The sequence below is a fragment of the Methanoregula sp. genome, from assembly GCF_023227875.1.
GTDB lineage: Archaea > Halobacteriota > Methanomicrobia > Methanomicrobiales > Methanospirillaceae > Methanoregula.
Map to the genome: position 1 here is coordinate 38603 of NZ_JALOCH010000014.1, position 23269 is coordinate 61871.

Genomic DNA, 23269 nt, shown 5'->3' on the forward strand with positions numbered 1-23269 from the left:
CGCATCCAGGAGACCGTGAAACCATGACCCCCGTGGAGAAGACTTTCGAACCCGCGACCTGCCGGCACTGTGACGGCGAGGGTTGCCTGTACTGCAACAAGACCGGCACCGTTCTCGTCATAGCCCCAAAAAGCCTCTGCCACCATTGCGATGGCGTGGGCTGCATCTACTGTGGGTTCACCGGCTGGACGGGTCCGAAATCAAAATGCGATTAGCCGGTCCCGTCACCGGAATTTTCCCTCGATCCTGCGCGGGATTACGCACTCTTCGTAGCGTTTGGCAAAGTAGCGGTCGGTCATCCCGGCGATGAAGTCCCTGACCAGCTCTGCCGGGGTAGCGGTCTCAAGATATCGGGGGCTCGTCCATCCGGTCGCGATGAAGTCCGTGGAGATCTTCGCAGAGGTGTCCATCCTTTCGAGCGCTTCGAGGCAGGTGGCAAAGAGTGTTGCATACATCCGCTCGATCTTTGCGCGTTCCGATGTCAGGATCGGGTTGTCGTAGATATGTTTCCGCGAGAACGAGCGTAACGTGATCAGCGCCTTCTCAACATCATGGCTGTAGGAGATATACCCCTCGTCTTCCGTATCGCTGTTCTCCAGCAGGTCGTAGATCAGGGTGTTGATGATCTCGCGGTTCGTACTCCCGAGTACCTCCCGTGACTGCTCCGGGATTTGTAGTAAATCACCGATGAGCCCGACGTCCCGGGCATCCTGCAGGTCCCGCCCGATATAGGCAATCGTATCGGCGAACTTGACTACACAGCCTTCGAGGGTCATCGGGGACCTGGAGCGGTGGCCATCGGCATTGTCCTGCACTTTCTTGTCAAACGCAGCCCAGCTTTCGAGCGGTTCAGCCGTAATCCTGACATCATCCCCTTCACCATTGTGGCAGAGAATACCATCCAGCACCTGCATGGTCAGGTCGCAGTCCTCGATCTGGTCGAGGAATCGGACGCTCTGGACATTGTGGGAGAACTTCCCGATCCCGTACTGCCCGCAGAGCGCCGAGAGGCAGGTCTCGCCGAAATGCCCGTAGGGGATGTGGCCGATGTCGTGCCCGAGCGCGATCGCCTCGATCAGGTCCTCGTTGAGCCGGAGGCAGCGCCCGATCGTCCGGGCGATCTTCGAGACGAGCTGGACATGGATGACGCGGTGGGTGATGTGGTCGTTCTCCACGAGGTAAAAGACCTGCGTCTTGTCTATATACCGCGTAAACGCCCGGGTGTGGATAATACGGTCGGCATCACGCGAGTAAGGGGTCCGGATATCTTCAGGAACGCGCCGGTACCTCCGCACGGCATCGGCACTGGTCGTTGCCAGGGGGGAGAGGAGCGCCTCGCGTTTTCCGGTCAGGGCGCTGACAGCGGATGTAAGGCCGGGGTCTGGCACCCGTTTCTGAACCGGCTTCTTCATGGGAGGTCTTTTGTACCATAAGGTGTTAAGCATGACGAAAGAGGGAAAAAGAACGGTGCATGCCCGATAATATGGTGGGTCGGGAAGGTTTCCGTTATCCCTGCAGGTCACAGCCAGCCAGCATGAATGAACACCTGTGCCCTGTAATGTGGTAACCCTACCGTGTGCAGATCGCAACCGTTTCCCCATACTGGAGGACATGCCCCTTCATTGCGGTGACGAGGGCGTGCTTGTCTGAACCGGGCGGGAGGTCGAGCATGGCGTCCAGCCCGTATACCCTGAACTGGTACCGGATCATCTCCCCGTGGGGAGGACAGGGGCCCGTATAACCTATTGTCCCGTGGTCTGTGATCCCCTGGACAGCGGTAACCGGTGACGTAACTGCACCTTCGCGGGGGATGCCGGCCGGGATCACGGAAAGGGGCGGGAGGTTCCAGCAAATCCATGGCGTGAACGAGCAGCAGGACTTCTCGAACGGGTTAAAAACCATCACTGCAACCGATGCTGATATGAGGCCCTTGAGCCGGATACGGGGCGAGACATTCTCTCCATCGCAGGTAAAGGTGGGCGGAAACTCCAGGAAGTCCAGCGAGACGATAAGGGGCTCCATACCAGTGACTTGGTGCGGGAGGTTTTGAATGTTTTCAAACAGGCATTCCAGCACTCTTTTAATACAGGAAACGAGATGCATCAGTGCATGGGCACGATACACGAAAACGGAGATATTGCCTGTATAAGGCCGATTGGCATTATCCACTCCCTGTATTTACAACGCGGGGATGCACCCCGGCAGGGCCGGCTCTCGGATACGGAATCGACAATTGAGGTGCTGCCGGCCTACGCGGAGGGGCTCCAGGATGTGGAGTCCCACCCCCACCTGATCGTCCTCTACTGGCTCGACCGCTCCGACCGGACTGCATTACGGGCAACCCCGCCCGGCACCCATACGGAGCATGGAGTATTTGCCACCCGTTCTCCCAACCGGCCCAACCCGATCGGGTTTGCCGTAGTCGACCTTGTCCGAAGGAACGGGAACCGTCTCGTGGTACGGGGACTGGATGCGCTGGACGGAACACCGCTTATCGATATCAAGCCGTATTCGCCGGGCATCGACTGCGTCAGGGAATGATACGGCGGTTGTCCGGCCTGCACGGATCTCCCATCTTTATTGTCTTTCGCGAACAAGTGGTACGATTGCTTACTGATCACAGGAGTCAATTCATGGCAAAAAACACTCTCCCCAAGACCCCGACGAAATCCGCAGACGAGGAGTGCAAGCAGGAGTGCTCCAGCTGCGCAACTGCTTCCAGCTGCTCATCCGCAAAGAAGGGCCCGGCCGGCCTCCCCCCGAAGGCAGACATGGATGTCAGACATGTCATCATGGTCCTCTCCGGCAAGGGCGGTGTCGGGAAGTCGACCGTCTCGGTTAACCTCGCTTACGCCCTATCGAGCCATGGCAGGAAGGTCGGGCTCCTCGACCTCGACATGCACGGCCCCAACATCCCCAAGATGCTCGGGATCGAGCAGCACAAGCTCGCAATGATGGACAACAAGATCGAGCCCGTCCATGTCACCGGCAAACTATCGGTCATCTCGATGGCATTCCTCATCCAGGACCCGAGCACGCCGATCATCTGGCGCGGCCCGATGAAGATGGCAGCGATCCAGCAGTTCCTCACCGAGGTCAACTGGGGCCCGCTCGATTATCTTGTGGTCGACCTCCCTCCGGGCACCGGTGACGAGGCCCTCACGATCGCCCAGCTCGCCCCCAATGTCCGCGGTGCCGTGATCGTCACCACCCCGCAGGATGTTGCGACCCTCGATGCAAGGAAGTCCGCGAAGTTCATCGAGAAACTCGGCCTGCCGGTCATCGGCGTGATCGAGAACATGAGCGGCATGCTCTGCCCACACTGCGGGGAAGAGATCGACCTTTTCGGCAAGGGCGGCGGCAGGAAGGTTGCCGAGGAGATGAGCGTCCCATTCCTCGGCGCCATACCGATCGATATCGAGATGCGCAAGGCCGGTGACGAGGGCCGCCCGTTCATCATCCGCCGCGGCGACAGCCCCACGTGGAAGAGCGTGGATGCTGTCATGGAAGCGCTCATCAAGGTTGTTGAGGAATAAACCATGGACTACCAGCGGATTCTTGTCGGCAGGGAAAAACCAATCCCGATCTATAAGGGGATTGTTGCAGCCCTTGAAAACCCGCTCGCGTTCCCCGACCTGCTGGAGCCGATCTACCGCGAGGCAATGACCCTCGATGACCAGACCCTCGACCAGTTCCGTTTCTCCTTAATGCGCCTCCAGCTCTATGCGGACATCCATCGCAACGAGAACCTCGAACAGATGATGCATATCAAGTACGTGGCGCAGGTGCTCGAGAAAGTGGTCTTCGGCTCGCTGATCATGGAGCCAACCGAACCCACCGCGGAATAAATATCTCTCTTTTAACCCTGACCACTACGTTTTTATCGGAGTAAATGTGCAGGGGTGATACCCTTATGTGCAGACCCGGCAAATACTAAGTAACACAATACCTGCTGACCCATCAGGGTCCGGCAAGAATACCCGATACACACACCATATACGGAGCGATAATGACATCACGCATGCAATCCCCGCACACGACCTGTCCGGGGTGCCAGGAAGAGGTTTTTCTCGATGAGCTCGTGGGCGGCAAATGTCCCTTATGCGGCTGCACCCTCGAGGACTTCGAGGAGTCTTTCGGGGAGTACGAGGGCATCCTCGACCGCACCGACCTCTCGTGGCTTATCTTCAACTACTTTATTTTCAAGAAGTTCGTCGACCTGGGTGTTCCCCCCCACCAGATCATGGAGTTCGTGGCCACCTACGAGCAGAACGTAGAAAAGCCTCCCGAAGAGTGGGACCGGACGGGTTTTAATCTCGAGATCCCGATGAAGACCTTGGATCATGTCCGACCGAAGCACTGTATTAAGTGCAACCACTGGTTCTTCCGCGGCGGCAGGAAGCAGATCCGGGGCGACATGAGGAAGACCGCTCTCACCGTCGAGTACATCTGCGACCGGTGTTAAGACGATCCCTTTTTAGTGCCGGTACTCCATCCCCGTCACTGTCCCGGACTGGATATCGACCCAGCCAACACCGGGCGAAAGCGAGTTGTCCGCCCTGATTGCGGCATCGTCGAATACAACCTTCCATTCAAGCGGTACGCTGCCCGGTCTCTGGCTTGTTCCGGGGTCGTGGAGGTTGTTCCAGCGCATCTCTGCAGAAATTATACGGATGCTTTCCACGGAATCAGGGTAGTGTTTCTTGGCTTCCTGCATAACCGCAAAGGTGGCCTCCCTTTGGGCAACGGCCAGTTCAATTGTCTGGGAGAACGCAAAGTCGGAGGTGGTCCACTGCTTGTTATACCCGACCACATCGCCCGTCACTGCGTCCACCGCAACTACGATCCCATCAGTATCGACCGGGTAATCGAGGAACTGGCGCTCCCATGCAAAGACGTACTGTCCGGCCGCGGGAACCGAGGGCGTGCCCCAGATCTCGTAACGGCCCATGGTCTTGTTGAGCGGGAGGGTCCCGCCGTTTTTGTCGCTGATGTAGTGACCCGCAATGCTCTGGGCCTTCTCCTGCAGGACAACCGTCTCCGATGGCCTCCCGGATTGTGGGATGGTGTGGGTGAATGCAACGAGTTCTCCTGACGCAGCGTCAACACTCCCGGTGACCAGCGTCATGTTCCCGGAGGCGAGGATGAACATCCAGACTTCTCCCATATCGGGGCTGTCAAAATACCAGAGCTTTACGTTATTGGCACGGACATCCGGAAAAGCACCGGTCGCGATCCCCTTTGCCTTATCCATCGGCACAGCGACCGTTTCCTGGCGGGTGGCGTAGGGTATCCCGGTAGCTGCGTCAATAAAGACTACTGAGTCGGGAGTTCTGGCAATACCTCCAACCGGCCTTATGGTGAACCCGAAGAGGTTGCGGATCGGGCCTGCCGAATAATTCACGCTTTTTATCGAATAGTCATCCGCAGGATAATAGTCCCTGAGGGCGGCAACGGCACCATCGAGCGAGAGTGCTCCTCTGATGGCCGTGGCCGGGACACCGGCTGCAATCGTGTATTCCCCCGATGGGGCAGGAGGGGTATCCGTGTTCTGTGCAGTACTGGTGACACCTGCGGGTGATGGTGTGGCAACGGTGGCCGGTGGTATGGTGGTGACGGCAGGCACTGTATGGGAAAGCGAAGCTTCCTGTGGACCGGTGTTCAGGAACCCTGCAAGGAAACAGATGATCACTGCAATGATCGCGATAATTATTGCTGCAGTGAGGATCTTCTTTACCCTGCGATGCCGTTGCTTCTCCAGCACTTTCTGCCTGTACCGTGCGGGCAGGTATGGTTCGTTGAATTCGTCGTCCCGGCCCATCGCCGCGTCACCTGGTATACTATCGTTATCCTGCATCAGGTAATAAAACCGGGGTAACGCGGCCCCCTAAAAAGGAAAATGGTAAATTGCCCCCACGGGGGACCGGCCTCCGTAGTCTTCCAGAACTGCAACGGCGGGATCTCAATCCTTCTTCTTCTCTTCAGGTTCTTCCGCGGTTTCCCTGTTGTTCCCACCGCGTTTCCTCCGGATAACGAACCAAACCACGATACCTGCGATGACGATCGCGAAGCACACTGCGAGCAGTCGCGGGTCGATGGATAGGTCGATGGTACTGGGCCCGAAGGCCATGTATCGTGGGCCGGGGAGTGTCTCTGCGGTCAGTTCTGCCCGGATGATCGTAACCGGCGTCGGTGTTATCACGATATCCTCTGTCAACTCCGTATCCGAGAACGAGTAATTGGTGACGTTGAGGTCCGGCTCCGGTGCGATCGCTATCGACATGTTACCCGGGCCGGCAGCGGCAACTATCGTAACAGCAACTGAACAGACCAGCAGGAGGAGAAGAAAAGCATTCCTGGCAGGATGTATACTCCACGTCTTTGTTGCCATAACCTCTCACAGAAATTTTTGGGGAGGGGGGTGATCAGGTTTGTGGTCGACAGGGTCACCATTCGACCCGGAAGCCCCGGTATTCTCCCGTTGCCTGGCCCGGGGTGACTGCGATCTCGTCTACATGGATCACCGGGTTTTCCCGTGCGTGGGCGAACCGGATGAAGTCCGCAAGCGAGGCAAGGGAACTCTCGGCTACCATCTCCACGGTGCCGTCAGGCAGGTTCTTCACGTACCCGTGCACCCCAGTGGCCTGGGCGCATTCCTCGACGAAGTGCCGGTATCCCACACCCTGCACCCTTCCCCGGGCAACGGCCGTGATCCTCTCCATAATCTATTTTGTGGAAACCGGCCGTCTTAAACCTTGGCAAATTACCTTGTGATCGCCCGTATCCCATGGCCGCGAATCTCCCGAAAATTTCTCTGAGATCATTTCCCGTGCGATCCGGATCCAATCCCCTTTTAAATTCCGGCACCGGAATACCAATGAACGATGAGCGGAGATGTGCCTGTTGATGAAGGGATGACTGCAAACCCCGGGATGCGGGATATGAAGGATCCCGGCTACGAGATCTTCATCATCCTCGTCTCCGTCCTGTCGGTTTGTAACCTCCTGGTCACATGGATCCCCGGTATCGATGGGGATGCCATCCACGTCATCGAGGTGATCAACTTCTTCCTCACGATCATCTTCCTTGCGGATTTCTTGTTCCGGCTGTTCACAGCCGAATCGAAGAGACACTATTTCTATATGGACTGGGGATGGGCAGACCTCCTCGCGAGCATTCCCGCCCTGCGTATCCTGCGGCTCTTCCGGATCTTCAAGGCCTACCGGCTCCTCAACCGGTACGGTGGCCGGAACATCTTCAGCCAGCTCAAAAAGCACCGTGCAGAGAGCGTGCTCTAGATCGTCATCTTCTGCGTGATGCTCGTCATCGAGAGCGGCGCATTTCTCGTGCTCATGGCTGAGCGTTCAGCGCCCGATGCCAACATCCAGTCCGCATCCGATGCAATGTGGTGGGTCTACGTCACCATCACGACCGTGGGCTATGGTGACCGGTACCCGGTGACTACCATGGGACGGCTGGTTGGTATCCTCGTGATGACCATGGGTGTCGGCCTCTTCGGTACCCTTGCCGGTTTTATTGCGAACAAGCTCCTTGCACCGGATACTGACGATGTTCCCGAACATGGTGAGGTAACTGGCACGGGAAGCAGCGATCTTGCAGACATCCGGGAAGCCCTACGGGAACAGAACCGGCAGAACGAACAGCTGCAGATCCGGCTGGAACGGATCGAGCAGCATATGAGGGGGAAGCCGCCAAAAGGGACATGATCCCCACTCGCGGGAGTGTGGGGCTGTTTCCCGGACTGTTTGGATAGAAATGCTTTCCGGCTGCTTTACGAGAGGAACAGCACGTCCAAATGTTCGCCGGTGCAAGTGTTTTTATAAGATTCGGTCCCCACTTTATCCGCAATATATAGGCTGGTGGTCCTGGTAGTGAAGTGGCAGTACCTTCTCATGATCGGTATTGTGGTCGTCCTTGTCCTTACTGCCGGATGCACGGATGAAGAAGCCCCGGATCAGGCACTTCCGCCAAAAGACAGTATCCAGCCGGGCCAGGTGCTGGTCACCGTTGGTGACGTGGCCGGCGATGGCCTGCCGGGGGGGACGATCGATACCATCACCTTCGCCGTGGGACTTGTCCCGGGTGAAGCACCCGTTGACATGGAGAAGATCTCCATCGTTTATGCCGACACCATAAAGACGGAAACCCTTGTCCCGGTTGAAGGCTTCCGGGGCGATCCTTCCCGGGGTGAGTGGGGGATCCTGTACGTGGCCGATGAGATCGGCAATGTCAATAACCGGCTTGAGGACAAGGAGCAGTTTATCATAAAGATTAACCCATGGGCGTACCTCCCCGCGAACCGGATGGTCACCATTGTTGTCAGGACCGCCCAGGGTGCCCCCCTGACCTTCCGGCGTCTCGCCCCTTCGACCATTGTCGAGACGAATAATGTTCTTACGCCTCTGTAATACAGACTGGCGGTCGTTCCACCTTTTTTGTATCAATAAGCCTCTTCAGACACTGCGGTTACAGCGAGGCGTGACCTGAATTAACGGGATTGAACTGTACCGGAAAAGAGGGTTGTTATATTCATTGCTGAACGGGTTCAGCATTCAGCAGGGAAATGATCAGTACGTCCGGCCTACAAGCGTTGCCTTGCCGGGTTTCCCGCAGACAATGCACTTCCCGTCCGTTGACGCAACGTAGGGAGAACGGACCTCAGTGCCGAGGATACTCGAGTTCGCCATTTCCTCGATTGCATCGCCACAACCCCGTTCTCGGCACCAGTGGACGACCCCAACCTTTCCATCGTTGAGCGCTGCGTTGAGCGTGTCCATCGAATCAACAGGGCAGAGGTGCGACTTCGTGTGCTCATCGGCTTTCTCACGGACCGCGGCCGTGATCTCACCGAGTACCCGGGAAACACCATCGCAGACAGTCGCGAGTTCGAGGGAACTCTTCTCCCCCGTCCGCTTCACGGCCATCACTTTCCCCCCGTCAAGGTCTCTCGGGCCCAGTTCAAGCCGGAGCGGTACGCCCCGGAGCTCCCACCAGTAGTATTTCGCACCGGGCCGCATGTCGCGGGTGTCCATCTTCACCCGGAAGCCGGCCGCCTTCAGGTCGGCTTCCAGTTTCTGCGCAGCCGCGAGCACATCCTCGTGTCGTTTCCCGATCGTGATCGGGACGATGACTGCCTGGACCGGTGCTACAGCCGGCGGGAGGATGAGACCCTTGTCATCGCCGTGTATGCTGATGAGGGTGGCGATGCACCGTTCCGAGATCCCGTAACAGGTCTGGTTCGCCAGCTGCTGCTCGCCGTTCTTGTCCTCGTAATTGATGGAGAAGGTCTTCGAGAAGTGCGTACCTAGGTGGTGGACGGTTCCGATCTGGAGTGTCTTCCCGCCCGGCATGATCGCGTCTACGGCAATCGTGTAATCGGCACCCGGGAACTTGTCCCAGTCCGGGCGCTTCGATATGGTGACGGGGATGCAGAGCCCGTCATAGAACTCTTTTGTCAGGGCCAGCTCGTACTCCACCTGTGCTTCTGCCTCGTCCCACGTGGCATGCACCGTGTGGGACTCCATGAACGAGGTGATCTCGCGGAGCCGGATCAGCGGCCGGGTCTGCTTGGTCTCGTACCGGAACGTATTCACGATCTGGTAGTACCTCATCGGCAAGTCGGCATGGGAACGGAGCCAGAGTGCGTACATCGGGTAGATCGCGGTCTCGCTCGTGGGCCTGAGGGCGAGTTTGACATCAAGAGGGGTTGTGCCCCCGTGGGTCACCCAGTAGACCTCGTTCTCGAAGCCCTTGATGTGCTCGGCCTCCTTCATGAACTCCTGTTCGGGGATCAGGAGCGGGAAGAGTGTTTCCTGGTGGTCGCGGTCGAGGAGGTCCCGGAGCCCGTTGTACACGAATTTGCGGATCGCAAACCCGTACGGGTACCAGACATAGAGTCCCTTGACGGGGTAGCGGACATCCATGATCTCTGCCCGCCAGAGAATGTCATTATACCACCCGGAAAAGTCCTGCTTTGGCGGCAGGGTGCCTGTATCATCGTCCATTTAAGCGTCCTCTTAAGCTACTAGAGATATGACCACCGGCGTAATAAAAGCCTCGACACACGCGGCAATGGCAACCAGCGGGAGGACATAAAGGATGAAAAGCCGGGCGAATCGTGTTACCTCCGCCCCGGTATCCGTCTCGCCGTACCATTCCGCGATCAGGGACTGGGCGAGCAGGACACCGAGCGCCCCCGCGATGATAAACGCGGGGATCTCGAAGATCCCGTGCGGGACGAGTGCGGCAGCAACGAAGAGGGCAGAGTGCGTCTCGTGGACGATCTCCATGATCGCCCCGATCACAATCCCGTTCAGGCTCATGATGAAGATCGTCAGGATCCCAAACGAAGCACCGCCAAGGAAGAGGAGAATGCAGGCGCCGAGATTGTTCAAAAAGAGTTTTACGCACATGTCGAGGGTATCCCCCGTGGAGAACTGCCCTGCGACTTCTTTCTCGAACAGTTCCATGAGCTGTTCACCCACCGCCGGGTTCTGCGCCGACCCGATCCACCCGACGCACATCGTCGTCATGAAAAGGAGGAGGATGATGATCAGTGCATTCGCCAGCGGTGAATTAGACATACAGGACCATCCGCACCATGTCCCGGATGCCCGGGGCGAACCCCACCACGATCATCGCGAGGAGCACAAGGTGCCAGAACGCCGTGTTCGCCTCCCTGCGGTATAATTCCATGACATAGATGGCCGGGAAGAGGACCACGAGTTTTAAGGGATACATCACGAATGCCGTGCCCGTGAGATTGATCAGGCCCGATCCCACGACATGCTGCTCCAGGTACTGGAGGGTCGGGTGGAGTTCGATGCCGAAACTCGTGGCGCTGGCATCAAGGAGCTGGCCAAAGAGCAGGGTGATGTAGAGCGGGTCGCGGACATATTCCCACCGGCAGACGTATTTCATGAACGACCAGACAAGACCGGTGGCGACCAGTGCCATGAGAAGGATGGCGAAGAAGACGAAGAGGTCAATGCCGTAATGGGTTGTGCTCCATGCAACAAGGACGAGTGACGCGACAAAGACGGTCAGGACACCGGCCCAGAAATAAAAAGTGAGGAAGTGGCTGGTCAACCCCTTGAGCGTAAGGTACCGGGACAGGAAGAGGATGCTGATCGTATAGAAGAAGAGGACGAAGTAGATGAGCGGGGTGATGAGGAGATACTTGAAATCGCCGGTGATCATGCCGGTGTCCTCGATCACCCGCATGACGCCGCCCAGGACCACGTAGGGGAGCGTGGAGAGGATGAATGTCGCGTCGATCTTAAAGCCGATATCGGAGAGCCACGTTGACGTCGTCAGCCAGCGGTAGAGTAAATAAACGCCGATTACAAGGATAAGGGCGTAGGTGAGCGTATCGACTACGTTATAGGGCTGCCCGAGCCGTATGGGATCGATGTAATATTTGTATATGAAATCACTAATCATCCATGATCACAATGAGCGCAGATGCAATAAAATTACTCAAAGAGAAGGTCTTTGACAAGTCCCGATGGATGCAGATGCCCCGCGACGTGGTGATCGGCCACGACGTGTTCGGCCAGCTGCCTGCGGTCTGCGAAGACTTAAAACTCGGGAAGACTGCGCTCATGATCTCCGGGAAGAGCACGATGGGCCTGGCCGGTAACCGGGTGAAGGAGATCCTCGCAAAGATCTGTGACGTGACACCGTTCTTTGCCGAGGAGATCAGCCTGCCGGTGATCAAGGCCGCCGAGAAGGCGGCAGCGGACGCCGATTTCCTGATGGGCGTTGGAGGCGGCCGGGTGATCGATACCGCGAAGATCGTCTCCTACAACCTCGACCGCCCGTTCATCTCTATTCCTACTGCAGCATCGCACGATGGCATCGCCTCTGCACGCGCCTCGGTCTCCCTTGAAGGCGGGCATTCCTCGCTGGAAGCCCAACCTCCGATGGCGATCGTTGCTGACACCGGCATCATCGCCGCCGCTCCCCACCGGCTCCTTGCCGCGGGATGTGCGGACGTTATCTCGAATTATACCGCGATCCTCGACTGGGAGCTTGCAAGCCGGGTAAAAGGTGAACCCGTGAGCGAATATGCGATCGCGCTCTCGAAGATGACCGCGGAGATCCTGGTGAAGAACGCGGACCTGATCAAACCCCACCAGGAGCAGTCAGCGTGGTTTGTAACAAAGGCGCTGGTCTCCAGCGGGGTGGCGATGAGTATTGCCGGGTCATCACGACCGGCGAGCGGCGGGGAGCACAAATTCTCCCATGCTCTTGACCGGCTCGCCCCCGGCAAGGCACTCCACGGGGAGAGCTGCGGGATCGGCACCATCATCTCCATGTACCTGCACGGCGGGGATTGGAAGGGGATCCGTGCGTCCTTAAGGAGCATCGGCGCACCGGTGACCCCCGCGGAAGTCGGGATCGACGACGCTATAGCCGTCGAGGCGCTCCTGATGGCAAAGGATATCCGTCCCGAGCGCTTTACCATATTCGACATGGGGCTGACACGGGAATCGGCAGAGAGCCTCGTGCAGATGCTCTATTCAGAGTGAGGCGGTCGCATATGGCAGAAACAAAGACGAAAGTGACACTGGTGGGGACGGTGCTTGCAAAGCAGGGCACGGAGTTCATCTACGAAGGTGAAGTTGCGGACTGCGGGACCTGCAAGGTGAAGAAGGCCTGCCACAACCTCCAGAAGGGCCGGAAGTACCGGATCGTCTCTGTCCGGACAACGCACCACGAGTGTGCTGTCCACCTCAACGGTGCAACTGCGGTCGAGGTGACAGAAGCCCCGATCACCCTCCTGATCAGCCCGGAGATGGCGATCATCAACTCGAAGATCAAGCCGGAGTTCTCGTGCAACAAGCATGACTGCCGGAGTTTTGACCTCTGCCGTCCTGAAGGGGTAACGGACGGGGAGAAGTATATCGTGGTGGATGTGCTGGGCAATGCCCCGGACATCTGCGAGAAGGGCCGGGCCCTGAAACTGGTGGAGATCAAGCCGGCATAATTTCCCGCGAGCTTTTTTGTAAAAGATTATGGGAGGGAACGTGTTCTCTTCCACACGCGTTCCGCCAGCAGCACCAGCGATTCGTAACCCTCGACATCGCGGCACCACCGCTCCGGTATGGCGGCGAGCCCCCGGTATGCTCCGGCAAGTGCACCGCAGCAGGCGCCGACCGTGTCCGCGTCTCCGCCAAGATTCACTGCCGAGAGGACTGCATGTTCGAACGTCCGCGACTCCATGAAACAGGAGAGCGCCGCGTGCGAACACTGCACCGCATCGAGTCCCGGTATTATAGAATAATTCCGGTAATTGCCGAGAACCGTGTGTACCTCCGGATGTGTACAGAGCGACCGGGCGTGCCGGAACGCCGCACCGCGTGAAGACCCCCGCACCATATCGCTCACCATCACGTTCAGGAATGCGGAGCAGTGGCCACCAACCGGGTCGTAATGCGTGAGCCGCGAGCAGGTTAAGCTGAGCTCATAAACCTGCGGTGCGGGACAGAAGATCCCAAGGGGGAAGCCCCGCATCACGCTCCCGTTGGACCGGCTGCCATGCCTGCGCTGGTGCACTCGATATGCGGCATGGTGCGGCAGGGTGCCGGATCCGATCAGATCGAAAAACGCAGAGGATGTCGGACCATACCATTCCGGGCGTTGAATATATCCCCGGAATAACCGCGTAACGAGGTCATCCGGGTCAAAGCATCCGCATGAAGCGAGCGATTCCGCAACTGCCATGGCCTGCAGCGTATCGTCCGTGACTTCACCTTTCTTCCGGAAATGGCGCCCTCCGGGCCGCATTTGAGCCAGCCAGACTTCAGGTTTTCGAGATCCTTCAAGTGGCGCACCCAACGCGTCCCCAATTGCGAGCCCAACCAGCGATCCCACGTGCCGCATTGTTCCTGATATAAACCTCACCAATAAGATATATCTGTCCCACGAAAAAAGGATCATTTTGGAAAAGGTGATAGTGTGCAAAAGGAAGAGTTGCTGCATTTACACATGCTGATGATCCACATCAAGAAGTACTATGAGGGCGTCACCAGTGAAGAGATCGGAACCGAACGCTACAATTCCATGGCAATTTCGCCGGTCCATATCCACAAGGACAAGAAAGCCCACAAGGATGCCCTCCTCACGCTTGGAGATGAGATTGTAACCCATATCCACCACCGCCCCGTGCATGTGGTGAACTATTCTTCTGAGACTGCATCCCTGAAAGTTGCAGCCGAACATTAACCTTTATGGATGAGGCACTGGTGCTCCGGGAGATGATCTCCCGCATCCTCACCCTGCCCCCCGGTGATGACTCTGTCATTGCGGCCAAGATCGAGATCTGCCGGAAATATTCCCTGCATGCGGTACCGAAGAACTCGGCAATCCTTGCCGTGGCACGACCGGAGGAACGGGAGAGCCTGCGGAAGATCCTGCTCGTCAAGCCGAGCCGGACACTGTCAGGTGTAGCTCCGGTTGCTGTAATGACCTCCCCTGCCCCCTGCCCCCACGGGAAGTGCCTGCCCTGCCCGGGCGGGCCGGACCACCCGTTCCATTCCCCGCAGAGTTACACGGGAGAGGAGCCTGCAGCAAAACGTGCCCGGGAGCATGAGTATGACCCGTTCCGGCAGGTGCATGCCCGTCTCGAACAGTTCGAGGTTCTCGGCCACCGCGTGGACAAGGTAGAGCTGATCGTAATGGGCGGGACGATGACCGCCCGGCCGGTGGAGTACCAGGAGGCGTTTGTCTCCCGGTGCATCGAGGCGATGAACACGTACCCGGGGGGTGCCCCGGCCCCGCAGCCGGTACCGGTTCCCGATGTCGAAGCGGCGAACGAGACCTCGGAGGTCCGCTGCGTGGCAATCACGTTCGAGACCCGTCCCGACTGGTGTCGGCGGGAACATATCGACCGGATGCTCTCCCTTGGCGTCACGAAAGTGGAACTTGGTGTCCAGCACACGGACGATGCGATTCTCACGTACAACCGGCGCGGATGTACGGTCGCGGATACCGTGGAGGTCAACACCCTCCTCCGCGATGCGGGCCTGAAAGTCGGGTTCCACATGATGCCGAACCTCCCCTCATCCTCGATCGAGTCCGACAGAGTGATGTTCGAGACAATCTTCTCTGACCCGAGGTTCAAGCCGGACTTCCTGAAGATCTACCCCACGCTCGTCACTCCGGGCTCGGAGATCGAAGACCTCTGGCAGCGCGGCGGCTACTCCCCGTATGGTGAGGCTGAACTTGTGGATCTGATCGCGTACGGGAAGTTGCTTATACCGGAGTTCACCCGGCTCCAGCGGATCCAGCGTGACATCCCGGCGAACCTGATCGTAGCCGGCTCAAAGCATTCCAACTTCCGCCAGCTTGCCCAGAACCGGCTGAAAAAACTCGGAAAACGCTGCCGGTGCATCCGCTGCCGGGAGATCGGTCGTCTCCCCTCGCTTGAGGAAACCGAAGTCCAGGTCCTGCAGTACGAGGCGTGCGGCGGCCAGGAGTACTTCATATCGGCAGTATCCGGGGACTCCCTGATCGGGTTTGCCCGGCTCCGGTTCCCCTCGCAGGTATATCGTCCCGAGCTTGACGGTGCAGCGCTCCTGCGGGAGCTGCACGTATACGGCAGCCTTGTCCCGGTCGGTGTGGACGCCGATACGGACGAATGGCAGCACCGGAACTATGGCAGGGTGCTCCTCTCAAAGGCCGAAGAGATTGTAGCAGGAGCGGGGTACAACAACCTCGCCATCATGAGCGGCATCGGTGTACGACCCTATTACCGCAGGCAGGGCTATGAACGTAAAGGGCCCTATATGGTTAAGGGGTTACCATGAACCCGGCCACGACAGAATTCATCCGCCAGCGGTTTACGGAGTATTACAAGAAGACTGTCCTCGTATCGCCCTCGTCCCTCGTGCAGCGTGAATGGGGTTTTGTCCTGTTCAACCCGGGCGGGGCCGAGATGCGCATGCGGCGTCACATCGGCTTTTCCAGCAGGGACGAGCTGGCCGGCTACATCCAGAACCTCATCCCCCAGCACGCCTACTACTCGACTGCCTATTACGAGAAACCCGATGCCGGGACCATGGCAGACAAGGGCTGGTGCGGCGCCGACCTGATCTTCGATCTTGACGCCGACCACATCGTGCGGGGCCCGTACGACCAGATGCTCGCCCGGGTCAAGGAGGAGACGGAGAAACTTATTGCAATGCTGATCGGTGAGTTCGGCATGGACCCAAAGTCGATCGAGCTGGTCTTCTCGGGTGGCCGGGGATACCATGTCCATGTCAAGGACATCGCGTTCCGGGGCTGGGGGAGCGCCGAGCGCCGTGAATTGATCGACTATGTCTGCGGTATCGGGATCGACCCCCCGGCAATGCTCTCGGGCAAGCTGACTGCTGCCCCCGGGTGGCCGAAGAGGTACCGCGAGGCGCTCACCGAATATCTCGGGTGGATCGGGACCCAGCCGGAACCCGAGGCAATGGCACACCTTACGGCAATTGAGGGGATCGGGAAGGACTCGGCTGCTACGTTCCTGAACAACCGGGAAGAGATCATCGCGGAGATCGGACGCCGCCCGTCCGGCATGATCCTGAAGAACCGCGTACTCGGCATTATCGTTGCCCAGCAGGAAGGAGAATTTAAAAAACGGCTCCTGTCCCGGGCCGCCCTTGCCGATGAACCGGTCACGACCGATACGAAACGGCTGATCAGGATGCCGACCTCCCTCCACGGCGGGAGCGGGATGCGGGTCCAGCCGCTCGAGCTCCGCGAGCTCCACGACTTCGACCCGCTCACCGATGCGGTCGTGTTCGGGATGAGGGACGTGAAGGTGGACGCAAAGTTCCCGCTCAGGATGTCGATGCTCGGAAGCACTTATGAGATCCAAAAGGGCATCACTACAGTACCGGAAGCGGCAGCCGTGTTCCTCTGCTGTCGCGGCATAGCAGAGATTGCCTGAGGCCAGCACCATGAATCTTGACGACCTGCGCAGCATCCTCCTGTCCGAGCGGGAGACAGGGAGGCTCACGTCCGTTGCCCCCGATATCTTCGAGAAGGGGCACGCCGAGCTCGCGGCCATCACGAAGAAGGTCTACGCCTTCGAGGACCCGTTCTCGGACGAGGCCCGCTCCCTGATCGACGAGACCCTCTCGATCCGGGAGACCCTCCACGACCTCTTCTCCATCCGGACCCGCAAGATCCTCGCCCTCGCCGTGATGCATGCCGAGGGGAACTATTACGACCGCGAGGAAGTAAAGCGGATGATCCCGGCCGAGCGGGAGATGTTCGAGCAGATCACGGCAGGCATCGAGCAGTCCAAGGGGATCCTCCTCCAGAACCTGCCGCAGACCCGGCTCCTGACCCGTACCCTGCCGTCAGCTGTGGCGGCTGCATCCGATGCCGTGCCAGACATGAACGACGACGAGGGCGGGGAGTGCGGGCCGCTGCCGGATACAGACGAACCGGCCGCGCCGGCCCCGCAACCGCTCCCTGTCGCAGGGGGAACCGTCGCAGCGCCGATCATCCATCCCTGCGCCCTTGTACGGGTGCTTGAGGACATGGAGGCGTTCATGGGTGTGGATGGGAGAATTTATACCCTCTCAAAAGGAGATATAGTGACGCTTCCCGAGCGGAATGCTGCGGTTCTGAGCGAACGCAACATAGTCTTAAATATCAATCTCTGTAAATAATATAGGTATTCTACATCAGGATTATCGGTGAAAATTTTATGAAAATGCCAGCAAAATTTACAACTTACTGCCCCTTCTGCAGGAATCACCAGGTGCACGAGGTTGAGAAGGTAAAGAAGGGCAAAACGACCGGCCTCCACTGGATCGACCGCCAGAAAGCGCGGAGAGGCAGAGTAGGCAACATGGGCAAGTTCTCGAAAGTGCCCGGTGGCGACAAGCCCACAAAGAAGATCAATGTCCGGTACCGCTGTGTCACCTGCGGAAAGGCGCACCTGCGCAAGGGTTACCGTGTCGCAAAATTCGAACTGACGGAGTGAGCGTTATGGTAAGCACAATTAGGGAAAACCGGTCCAAATTTTTCAAGGTAAAGTGCCCAGACTGCGAGAACGAGCAGGTCGTCTTTGAGAAGGCCAGCACCGTTGTCAAGTGCGTTGTCTGCGGCAGCGAGCTCTCCACCCCTGCCGGGGGTCGTGCGAACATTAAGGCTGAGATCGTCTCAGAGCTCAAGTGACACCACCTATGGCGGACAGGGAGTGGCCACAGGAAGCAGAACTGGTCGTCTGCACGGTCGAGAACGTCAAGGATTTCGTAGCCTTCGTATCGCTCGACGAATACAGTGGCCGCCAGGGGCTCATCCCCATCTCTGAAATCGCCACGGGCTGGATCAAGTACATCCGTGACCACATCCGCGAGGGCCAGAAGATCGTCTGCAAAGTCCTCAATGTGGACCGGAGCCGTGGCCACATCGACCTTTCCTTAAAGGACGTCAACGAGCACCAGCGCCGCGAGAAGATCCGCGAGTGGAAGAACGAGTCCAAGGCCCAGAAGTGGCTCGGGTTTGTTGCGGAACAGACCGGGGAACCCCTGGCCGCGATCGAGGACGTCATCTACAAGAAGTACGGGGCATTTTACCCGGTCTTTGAGGATATTGTCATCGACCCTGAGACCACGCTCAAGAAACTCGGGTACTCAAAGAAAGTGACCGAGGTCCTCCTCCGCGTGGCGCAGGAGAGCGTGAAGGTGCCCCATGTCGAGGTGACCGGGCACCTGACCCTTGAGTCGACCCGCCCGGATGGCGTTGAAGTGATCCGGAAGGCACTTGAGAAGGCAAGTGCCTCGAAGAGTGCGGGTGCGGAGGTCGAACTGTTATACCTCGGTGCACCCACGTACCGGATCAAGGTGAAGGCACCGGATTACAAGGCCGCGGAGAAAGCGATCGAGAAGTCCGCTAATGCCGCTATTGCTGTCGTGGAAAAAGCCGGTGGCGAGGGCAAGCTCGTCAAGAAACCGAAATCCGGGAAGTAACTGATGAGCGGTCGTATCCGGCACTGCCCGGCAGATCATATCTATACCCTTTCTTTAACCTGTCCCGAATGCGGCAGGCCGACTGCTGTCGCACACCCGGCAAAATTCTCTCCTGAAGACAAGTACGGCACCTACCGCAGGCTGGCCCACCATGATTGAGGACATCACCGTCCGGTACCTCGACAGTTTTACGGATAAAAAACTGGACAATCCGATCCTTATCGAGGGCCTGCCCGGTATCGGCCAGGTGGGAAAACTGGTTGCCGAGTATATGATCCATATCCTCGAAGCCGAGAAGATCGGAGAGATCCACTCGCTCTACTTCCCACCCCAGGTGATACTTGAGGAGAACGGGCTGGTCCGGCTCGCGAGAAACGAGCTCTTCCTCTACCAGTCCGGAGGAAAGGACATTATCTTCCTTGTCGGTGACCACCAGAGCACCTCCAACGAGGGGCACTATCTCCTCGCCGATTGTTACTGCGATATTGCCGAGGAGCTTAAGGTGAAGCGGATCTACACGCTCGGCGGCTTTGGCGTGGGGCACCTCGTCAACGGGCCCCGGGTGCTTGGTGCGGTCAACCGTATCGATCTCCGCGAGGAAGTCATGGCGGCCGGTGTCACCTTCGACCGGGACGAACCGGGTGGCGGCATCATCGGTGCCGCAGGTCTCATCCTCGGCCTCTCCGCACAGCGGGGTATCGATGCGGTCTGCCTGATGGGCGAGACGAGCGGGTATCTCGTGGACCCGATGAGTGCGGCAAATGTGCTCGCGATCTTATCGAAACTGATCGATGTCCCGGTTGATCCCACGAAGCTGAACGACCGTGCTGCCGAGATGGAGAAGGCGATCGAGAGCATGGTCGAGAGCGAGAAGGGGAAGGACGAGGAACTGAACTATATCGGGTGATGCCGGTCCTGTAGGACCGGAATGATATTCTTCTTTTGATCTCTACCCGGTATTCCTGGGATTATGTGTTATGGCAGGGATTGGGATATGGTCGATATAAGCGATGCCGGGAAATCCTGCATACGGCTTGCTTTTAAAGAGGACATCCCCCGGCTGGCAATCCATCACCGGCAGATGTTCGAAGAGATCCAGGAACGGAACGGTACTTTCCCGGACCCGTCCGGAATGGCAGTACTGGAGAAAGAGTATGCAGGGAAACTGGCCCGTGAGTTCAATACCGGGACCTGTATTTCATGGGTCGCAGAGGCCGGAAACCGGATTGTTGCAAGCGGTGCGATCAGTATCCTGCCGTATGTGCCGGTCCCCTATGACCTCTCGTGCCGGGTCGCATTTCTTCACAGCATCTATACGGAAAAAGAGTGCCGGCACCAGCATCATGCCAGTCATATTACCCGGGCAGCGGCAGACTATTGCCGAAGTCAGGGGATCAAACGTTTATACCTTTTTGCCAGTGATGCCGGGCGCCCCTTGTATGAACAGACCGGTTTCGTACCTGTCCCGAATATGATGCTGCTTCTCCAGTAATCAGGAAAGAAGAACGAGGAAATCCATTCTGTCTGCTCCGGATTTTCCGCCAGGACTATCCCTTCTGCATGAATGCGATGATCTCCTCAATATCCGGCACCGAGTGCACCGGGTAGATCTTCACGAACACAATCCGCTGCTTCTCGTCAACAATGATATTCGCCCGCTCGGAGAACCCGTTCGCGTCCCGGAAGATCCCGTACTTCTCCGCAACCGCCCCATGGGGCCAGAAGTCGCAGAGGAGCGGGGTCTTTGTGATCCCAAGACTCCCTGCCCATGCCTTCTTGCAGGGAACGGAATCGACACTGATACCGACCGGCACGCAGTTGAGTGAAAGGAGCTGTTCCCGGTTGTGCTCGAGTGATCTCATCTGTGCAGCGCAGAACTCGGTCCAGGCAAGCGGGTGGAAGGAGAGGAGCACGCGTTTCCCTGCCTGCTCATAGAGATCGAAGGTCACATCATTCTGGTCTTTTAGCGAGAAGTTCCGTGCACTATCCCCGGTCTGTGCCATCGTGTTCTGTGTCATATGGTCACCTGTACTGGTGTTCTGGTGGCGGGAGGGGATGAGGTTTTGCATCGTGGCCGGGCCGGTTCGTGGACCCGTACGCTTGCGTGATCCCGCCCGCGACAAAACCTGCCCCTGCCCGACCCCCTCATCCATAAGGTTGCTCTCGGGATCCAGTTTTTCCTCGTAAAAATACCAAAAAAAGCCGGATATTCCGGAAACGGTGAGGGGGGGTCGGGCAGGGGCAATCTGGTGTTGCCGGTAAAAAATTTCCAGCCCGCGACCGTTCCGGCCGGCAATGCCGGCCCCCCATCTCCCCGGAAACCTGCCCCCGCATACCGGGATTCCCCGGCTGGCCCGGCCGGTGCATGCGGACAACTGTACCCGTCCGACCCCCCATGACAGGGTATCCCCAAGCCATTCCCTGCCGCGGTCCGCTGGCATCCCTGCGCACACCGATACCCTCATATCAGACGCTATACAACATCCCAATAGTAAAATGACCGAAGAATTTTCCGATATACCGCTCTTCATGGAACAGATGGCAGAGTCCATAAAGAAGACCGCCGCAATGCTCGAAAAGGCCGAGACATCCTTATTCTTCCAGCGGATGCTGACCGCAAAACGGGTCTATGTGGCCGGCGCCGGCCGGTCCGGGCTCATTGCCCGGGCATTTGCCATGAGGATGCTGCACCTGGGCTTTGACGTGTACGTTGTCGGGGAGACAATAACACCTGCGTTGCAGCCCGGCGATGCCCTCGTGGTCTTCTCGGGATCGGGAGAGACGCACTCGATTGTCACGTTTGCGAATACGGTCAGGGACCTCGGGGGTAGCGTCTGCCTCATCACCGCATCACCGGACTCGACGATGAGCCGGGTCGCGGACTGCGTCGTGAACCTCGGGGACCTCACCGGCTATTACCGTGGCGACACATCCACGTTCGAGGAACGCCAGGTGACCGGGCAGTACCGGTCGATATCGGCAGCCTTTGCCCCGCTGGGTACCCTCTTTGAGACGATGGCCCTGATCTTCTCCGATGCCGTCATCTCTGCGCTGATGGAAGCAAAGAAAGAAGGAGCCGGGGCACTGAAAGGGCGGCTCCTGAACGTGGATTAAATCAGGTGGATTAACGACATGGTTCCAACGGACCGCGATCCCGCCAACCGGAAAGGCGCCGACGATGCGCTCCGCGACAGCGAGGAGCGGTACCGGACCCTGCTCCGTGTCATCCCCGTCCCGTTCTGCATCGTGGATGCGGAGGGCGTCCTGGTCTACATGAACGATCGGTTCTCCCGGATGTTCGGCTATACCCCGGAGGATATGCACACCCTGCAGGAATGGTGGGTGCAGGCATACCCCGATGCAGCCTACCGGGCATGGGCGATGGAGACCTGGGATGCGGATATGAAGAGGGCCGTGCTGGAAGGGACGGATATCCTGCCGCGGGAATACCGGGTCACCTGCAAGAACGGGGATGAACGGATCGAGGAGATCTCGGGCATTATCCTTGGCGACCAGTTCATTGCCACGTTCCTCGACGTCACCGACCGGAGACTGGTGGAAGAGGCGTTCCGCGAAGCGAACAGGAAACTCAATATCCTCAACAGCATCACCCGCCATGACATCCTGAACCAGCTCATGGGGCTGAACGGGTATATCGAGCTCATGAAGATGAAGACGAAAGACCCTGAACTTCTCGGCTACCTGAAAAAAGAAGAGAGTGCCGCAACCGCCATCCAGCGGCAGATCGAGTTCACCCGGTTCTACCAGGACATCGGCATGACGGCTGCCGAGTGGCATGACGTGGAGAAGACCATCGCCACCTCGATCCAGCAGCTCAGGCCCCACGGGATCACCATCGATCTCCATGTTGCCGGACTGGAGATCTATGCCGACCCGCTCGTAGAGAAAGTGTTCTATAACCTCATGGAGAACTCCCTCCGTCACGGGGACCACGTTACCCGGATGGAATTCACGTACACCGAGTCCGCTGACGGGCTGGTGCTCGTGTACCATGACGACGGTGTGGGAATCACGGCGGAGGACCGGAAAAGGCTCTTCCAGAAAGGTTTTGGGAAGAATACCGGCCTCGGCCTTTTCCTCTCGCGGGAGATCCTCCTGATCACGGGTATTGTTATCAGCGAGAACGGGGAAGCCGGTAAAGGAGTCCGGTTCGAGGTACGGGTGCCAAAAGGAGCGTACCGCTTCCGGCACCATTGATAAGGTGATGGCAGGACCTGGTGCCCCCCTCCAACCTGTCCGGATGCGGAGCATTA

The 23269-nt window shown here is 58.2% G+C and carries 30 protein-coding genes and 1 pseudogene; 21 read left to right on the forward strand and 10 right to left on the reverse strand.

What is annotated here, in order from left to right:
• The first annotated feature begins 23 nt into the window (after window positions 1-23).
• Window positions 24-215: a hypothetical protein gene (locus tag M0R30_RS12715; protein ID WP_292547477.1), complete on the forward strand. Its 192-nt coding sequence runs from the start codon at window positions 24-26 to the stop codon at window positions 213-215.
• 9 nt (window positions 216-224) lie between these two features.
• Here M0R30_RS12715 and M0R30_RS12720 read toward each other — a convergent pair whose 3' ends face one another.
• Both M0R30_RS12720 and M0R30_RS12725 read right to left on the reverse strand, forming a co-directional pair.
• Window positions 225-1412 (reverse strand): HD domain-containing protein, encoded by a 1188-nt coding sequence (locus M0R30_RS12720; RefSeq protein WP_292547479.1) that lies wholly within the window; start codon window positions 1410-1412, stop codon window positions 225-227.
• A gap of 157 nt (window positions 1413-1569) precedes the next feature.
• On the reverse strand, window positions 1570-2022 hold the full coding sequence (locus tag M0R30_RS12725) for a YbhB/YbcL family Raf kinase inhibitor-like protein (protein WP_292547481.1): 453 nt from the start codon (window positions 2020-2022) through the stop codon (window positions 1570-1572).
• A gap of 87 nt (window positions 2023-2109) precedes the next feature.
• Between M0R30_RS12725 and tsaA the strand changes: the two genes are divergently transcribed.
• From tsaA to M0R30_RS12745, 4 genes are all read left to right on the forward strand, one after another.
• Entirely contained in the window at window positions 2110-2541 is a 432-nt protein-coding gene (gene tsaA, locus M0R30_RS12730) for a tRNA (N6-threonylcarbamoyladenosine(37)-N6)-methyltransferase TrmO (RefSeq protein ID WP_292547483.1), read from the forward strand.
• A 92-nt stretch (window positions 2542-2633) separates the two neighbouring features.
• Window positions 2634-3536 carry an Mrp/NBP35 family ATP-binding protein gene (locus tag M0R30_RS12735; RefSeq protein ID WP_292547485.1) on the forward strand — a complete coding sequence of 301 codons (903 nt, stop codon included), beginning with the start codon at window positions 2634-2636 and terminating at the stop codon, window positions 3534-3536.
• A gap of 3 nt (window positions 3537-3539) precedes the next feature.
• Window positions 3540-3848 carry a hypothetical protein gene (locus M0R30_RS12740; RefSeq protein WP_292547487.1) on the forward strand — a complete coding sequence of 103 codons (309 nt, stop codon included), beginning with the start codon at window positions 3540-3542 and terminating at the stop codon, window positions 3846-3848.
• 161 nt (window positions 3849-4009) lie between these two features.
• Window positions 4010-4465 carry a hypothetical protein gene (locus tag M0R30_RS12745; RefSeq protein WP_292547489.1) on the forward strand — a complete coding sequence of 152 codons (456 nt, stop codon included), beginning with the start codon at window positions 4010-4012 and terminating at the stop codon, window positions 4463-4465.
• Window positions 4466-4477: 12 nt separating this feature from the next.
• Here M0R30_RS12745 and M0R30_RS12750 read toward each other — a convergent pair whose 3' ends face one another.
• The 3 genes from M0R30_RS12750 to M0R30_RS12760 all read right to left on the reverse strand — a co-directional run bounded on the left by M0R30_RS12750 (window position 4478) and on the right by M0R30_RS12760 (window position 6722).
• Window positions 4478-5857 (reverse strand): hypothetical protein, encoded by a 1380-nt coding sequence (locus tag M0R30_RS12750; protein ID WP_292547492.1) that lies wholly within the window; start codon window positions 5855-5857, stop codon window positions 4478-4480.
• Between the two features lie 105 nt (window positions 5858-5962).
• Window positions 5963-6391, reverse strand: coding sequence for a hypothetical protein (locus M0R30_RS12755; protein WP_292547494.1), 429 nt, complete (start codon window positions 6389-6391; stop codon window positions 5963-5965).
• A gap of 55 nt (window positions 6392-6446) precedes the next feature.
• Window positions 6447-6722 (reverse strand): acylphosphatase, encoded by a 276-nt coding sequence (locus M0R30_RS12760; RefSeq protein ID WP_292547496.1) that lies wholly within the window; start codon window positions 6720-6722, stop codon window positions 6447-6449.
• Window positions 6723-6941: 219 nt separating this feature from the next.
• On the opposite strand from M0R30_RS12760, the pseudogene M0R30_RS12765 reads away from it, so the two are divergent.
• Both M0R30_RS12765 and M0R30_RS12770 read left to right on the forward strand, forming a co-directional pair.
• Window positions 6942-7727, forward strand: a pseudogene (locus M0R30_RS12765) (ion transporter).
• 165 nt (window positions 7728-7892) lie between these two features.
• On the forward strand, window positions 7893-8429 hold the full coding sequence (locus M0R30_RS12770; protein ID WP_292547498.1) for a hypothetical protein: 537 nt from the start codon (window positions 7893-7895) through the stop codon (window positions 8427-8429).
• Window positions 8430-8588: 159 nt separating this feature from the next.
• Here the strand turns inward: M0R30_RS12770 and proS are convergent, their stop codons facing one another.
• The 3 genes from proS to M0R30_RS12785 are packed head-to-tail and all read right to left on the reverse strand — an operon-like array spanning window position 8589 to window position 11463.
• Window positions 8589-10025: a proline--tRNA ligase gene (gene proS, locus M0R30_RS12775; protein ID WP_292547500.1), complete on the reverse strand. Its 1437-nt coding sequence runs from the start codon at window positions 10023-10025 to the stop codon at window positions 8589-8591.
• A 12-nt stretch (window positions 10026-10037) separates the two neighbouring features.
• On the reverse strand, window positions 10038-10604 hold the full coding sequence (locus tag M0R30_RS12780; RefSeq protein WP_292547502.1) for a stage II sporulation protein M: 567 nt from the start codon (window positions 10602-10604) through the stop codon (window positions 10038-10040).
• Window positions 10597-11463, reverse strand: a complete 867-nt coding sequence (locus M0R30_RS12785; protein ID WP_292547504.1) for a DUF63 family protein — start codon at window positions 11461-11463, stop codon at window positions 10597-10599. Before M0R30_RS12785 ends, M0R30_RS12780 begins: the two co-directional genes overlap by 8 nt.
• A gap of 11 nt (window positions 11464-11474) precedes the next feature.
• Between M0R30_RS12785 and M0R30_RS12790 the strand changes: the two genes are divergently transcribed.
• A complete protein-coding gene (locus M0R30_RS12790) occupies window positions 11475-12554 on the forward strand; it encodes an NAD(P)-dependent glycerol-1-phosphate dehydrogenase (RefSeq protein ID WP_292547506.1) in 1080 nt (359 codons plus the stop codon).
• A gap of 11 nt (window positions 12555-12565) precedes the next feature.
• A complete protein-coding gene (locus M0R30_RS12795; protein WP_292547508.1) occupies window positions 12566-13012 on the forward strand; it encodes a UPF0179 family protein in 447 nt (148 codons plus the stop codon).
• A 26-nt stretch (window positions 13013-13038) separates the two neighbouring features.
• On the opposite strand, the gene M0R30_RS12800 is transcribed toward M0R30_RS12795, so the two are convergent.
• On the reverse strand, window positions 13039-13908 hold the full coding sequence (locus tag M0R30_RS12800) for an ADP-ribosylglycohydrolase family protein (protein ID WP_292547510.1): 870 nt from the start codon (window positions 13906-13908) through the stop codon (window positions 13039-13041).
• Window positions 13909-13983: 75 nt separating this feature from the next.
• On the opposite strand from M0R30_RS12800, the gene M0R30_RS12805 reads away from it, so the two are divergent.
• The 10 genes from M0R30_RS12805 to M0R30_RS12850 all read left to right on the forward strand — a co-directional run bounded on the left by M0R30_RS12805 (window position 13984) and on the right by M0R30_RS12850 (window position 20487).
• Entirely contained in the window at window positions 13984-14250 is a 267-nt protein-coding gene (locus M0R30_RS12805; RefSeq protein ID WP_292547512.1) for a UPF0058 family protein, read from the forward strand.
• 5 nt (window positions 14251-14255) lie between these two features.
• Window positions 14256-15833, forward strand: a complete 1578-nt coding sequence (locus tag M0R30_RS12810) for a tRNA uridine(34) 5-carboxymethylaminomethyl modification radical SAM/GNAT enzyme Elp3 (RefSeq protein WP_292547514.1) — start codon at window positions 14256-14258, stop codon at window positions 15831-15833.
• Window positions 15830-16960, forward strand: a complete 1131-nt coding sequence (gene priS, locus M0R30_RS12815) for a DNA primase catalytic subunit PriS (RefSeq protein WP_292547516.1) — start codon at window positions 15830-15832, stop codon at window positions 16958-16960. Before M0R30_RS12810 ends, priS begins: the two co-directional genes overlap by 4 nt.
• A 10-nt stretch (window positions 16961-16970) precedes the next feature.
• Complete coding sequence (locus M0R30_RS12820) at window positions 16971-17690, forward strand: hypothetical protein (protein WP_292547519.1); 720 nt, start codon at window positions 16971-16973, stop codon at window positions 17688-17690.
• A gap of 38 nt (window positions 17691-17728) precedes the next feature.
• Window positions 17729-18007: a 50S ribosomal protein L44e gene (locus tag M0R30_RS12825; protein WP_292547521.1), complete on the forward strand. Its 279-nt coding sequence runs from the start codon at window positions 17729-17731 to the stop codon at window positions 18005-18007.
• 5 nt (window positions 18008-18012) lie between these two features.
• Window positions 18013-18201 carry a 30S ribosomal protein S27e gene (locus M0R30_RS12830; protein ID WP_292547523.1) on the forward strand — a complete coding sequence of 63 codons (189 nt, stop codon included), beginning with the start codon at window positions 18013-18015 and terminating at the stop codon, window positions 18199-18201.
• An 8-nt stretch (window positions 18202-18209) separates the two neighbouring features.
• On the forward strand, window positions 18210-18995 hold the full coding sequence (locus tag M0R30_RS12835; protein ID WP_292547525.1) for a translation initiation factor IF-2 subunit alpha: 786 nt from the start codon (window positions 18210-18212) through the stop codon (window positions 18993-18995).
• 3 nt (window positions 18996-18998) lie between these two features.
• The gene (locus M0R30_RS12840; RefSeq protein WP_292547527.1) at window positions 18999-19154 is read left to right on the forward strand and encodes an RNA-protein complex protein Nop10; all 156 of its coding nucleotides are present in this window, start codon (window positions 18999-19001) and stop codon (window positions 19152-19154) included.
• Entirely contained in the window at window positions 19147-19902 is a 756-nt protein-coding gene (locus M0R30_RS12845) for a proteasome assembly chaperone family protein (protein ID WP_292547529.1), read from the forward strand. Before M0R30_RS12840 ends, M0R30_RS12845 begins: the two co-directional genes overlap by 8 nt.
• A gap of 87 nt (window positions 19903-19989) precedes the next feature.
• Window positions 19990-20487 (forward strand): GNAT family N-acetyltransferase, encoded by a 498-nt coding sequence (locus M0R30_RS12850; RefSeq protein ID WP_292547531.1) that lies wholly within the window; start codon window positions 19990-19992, stop codon window positions 20485-20487.
• Between the two features lie 55 nt (window positions 20488-20542).
• Here the strand turns inward: M0R30_RS12850 and M0R30_RS12855 are convergent, their stop codons facing one another.
• Complete coding sequence (locus tag M0R30_RS12855; RefSeq protein ID WP_292547533.1) at window positions 20543-21436, reverse strand: redoxin domain-containing protein; 894 nt, start codon at window positions 21434-21436, stop codon at window positions 20543-20545.
• Window positions 21437-21491: 55 nt separating this feature from the next.
• Here M0R30_RS12855 and hxlB point away from each other — a divergent pair, with 55 nt between their 5' ends.
• Together hxlB and M0R30_RS12865 are read left to right on the forward strand one after the other, a co-directional pair.
• Window positions 21492-22109, forward strand: coding sequence for a 6-phospho-3-hexuloisomerase (gene hxlB / locus M0R30_RS12860; protein ID WP_292547535.1), 618 nt, complete (start codon window positions 21492-21494; stop codon window positions 22107-22109).
• Window positions 22110-22127: 18 nt separating this feature from the next.
• Entirely contained in the window at window positions 22128-23213 is a 1086-nt protein-coding gene (locus tag M0R30_RS12865) for a PAS domain-containing sensor histidine kinase (protein ID WP_292547537.1), read from the forward strand.
• Window positions 23214-23269: the final 56 nt, after the last annotated feature.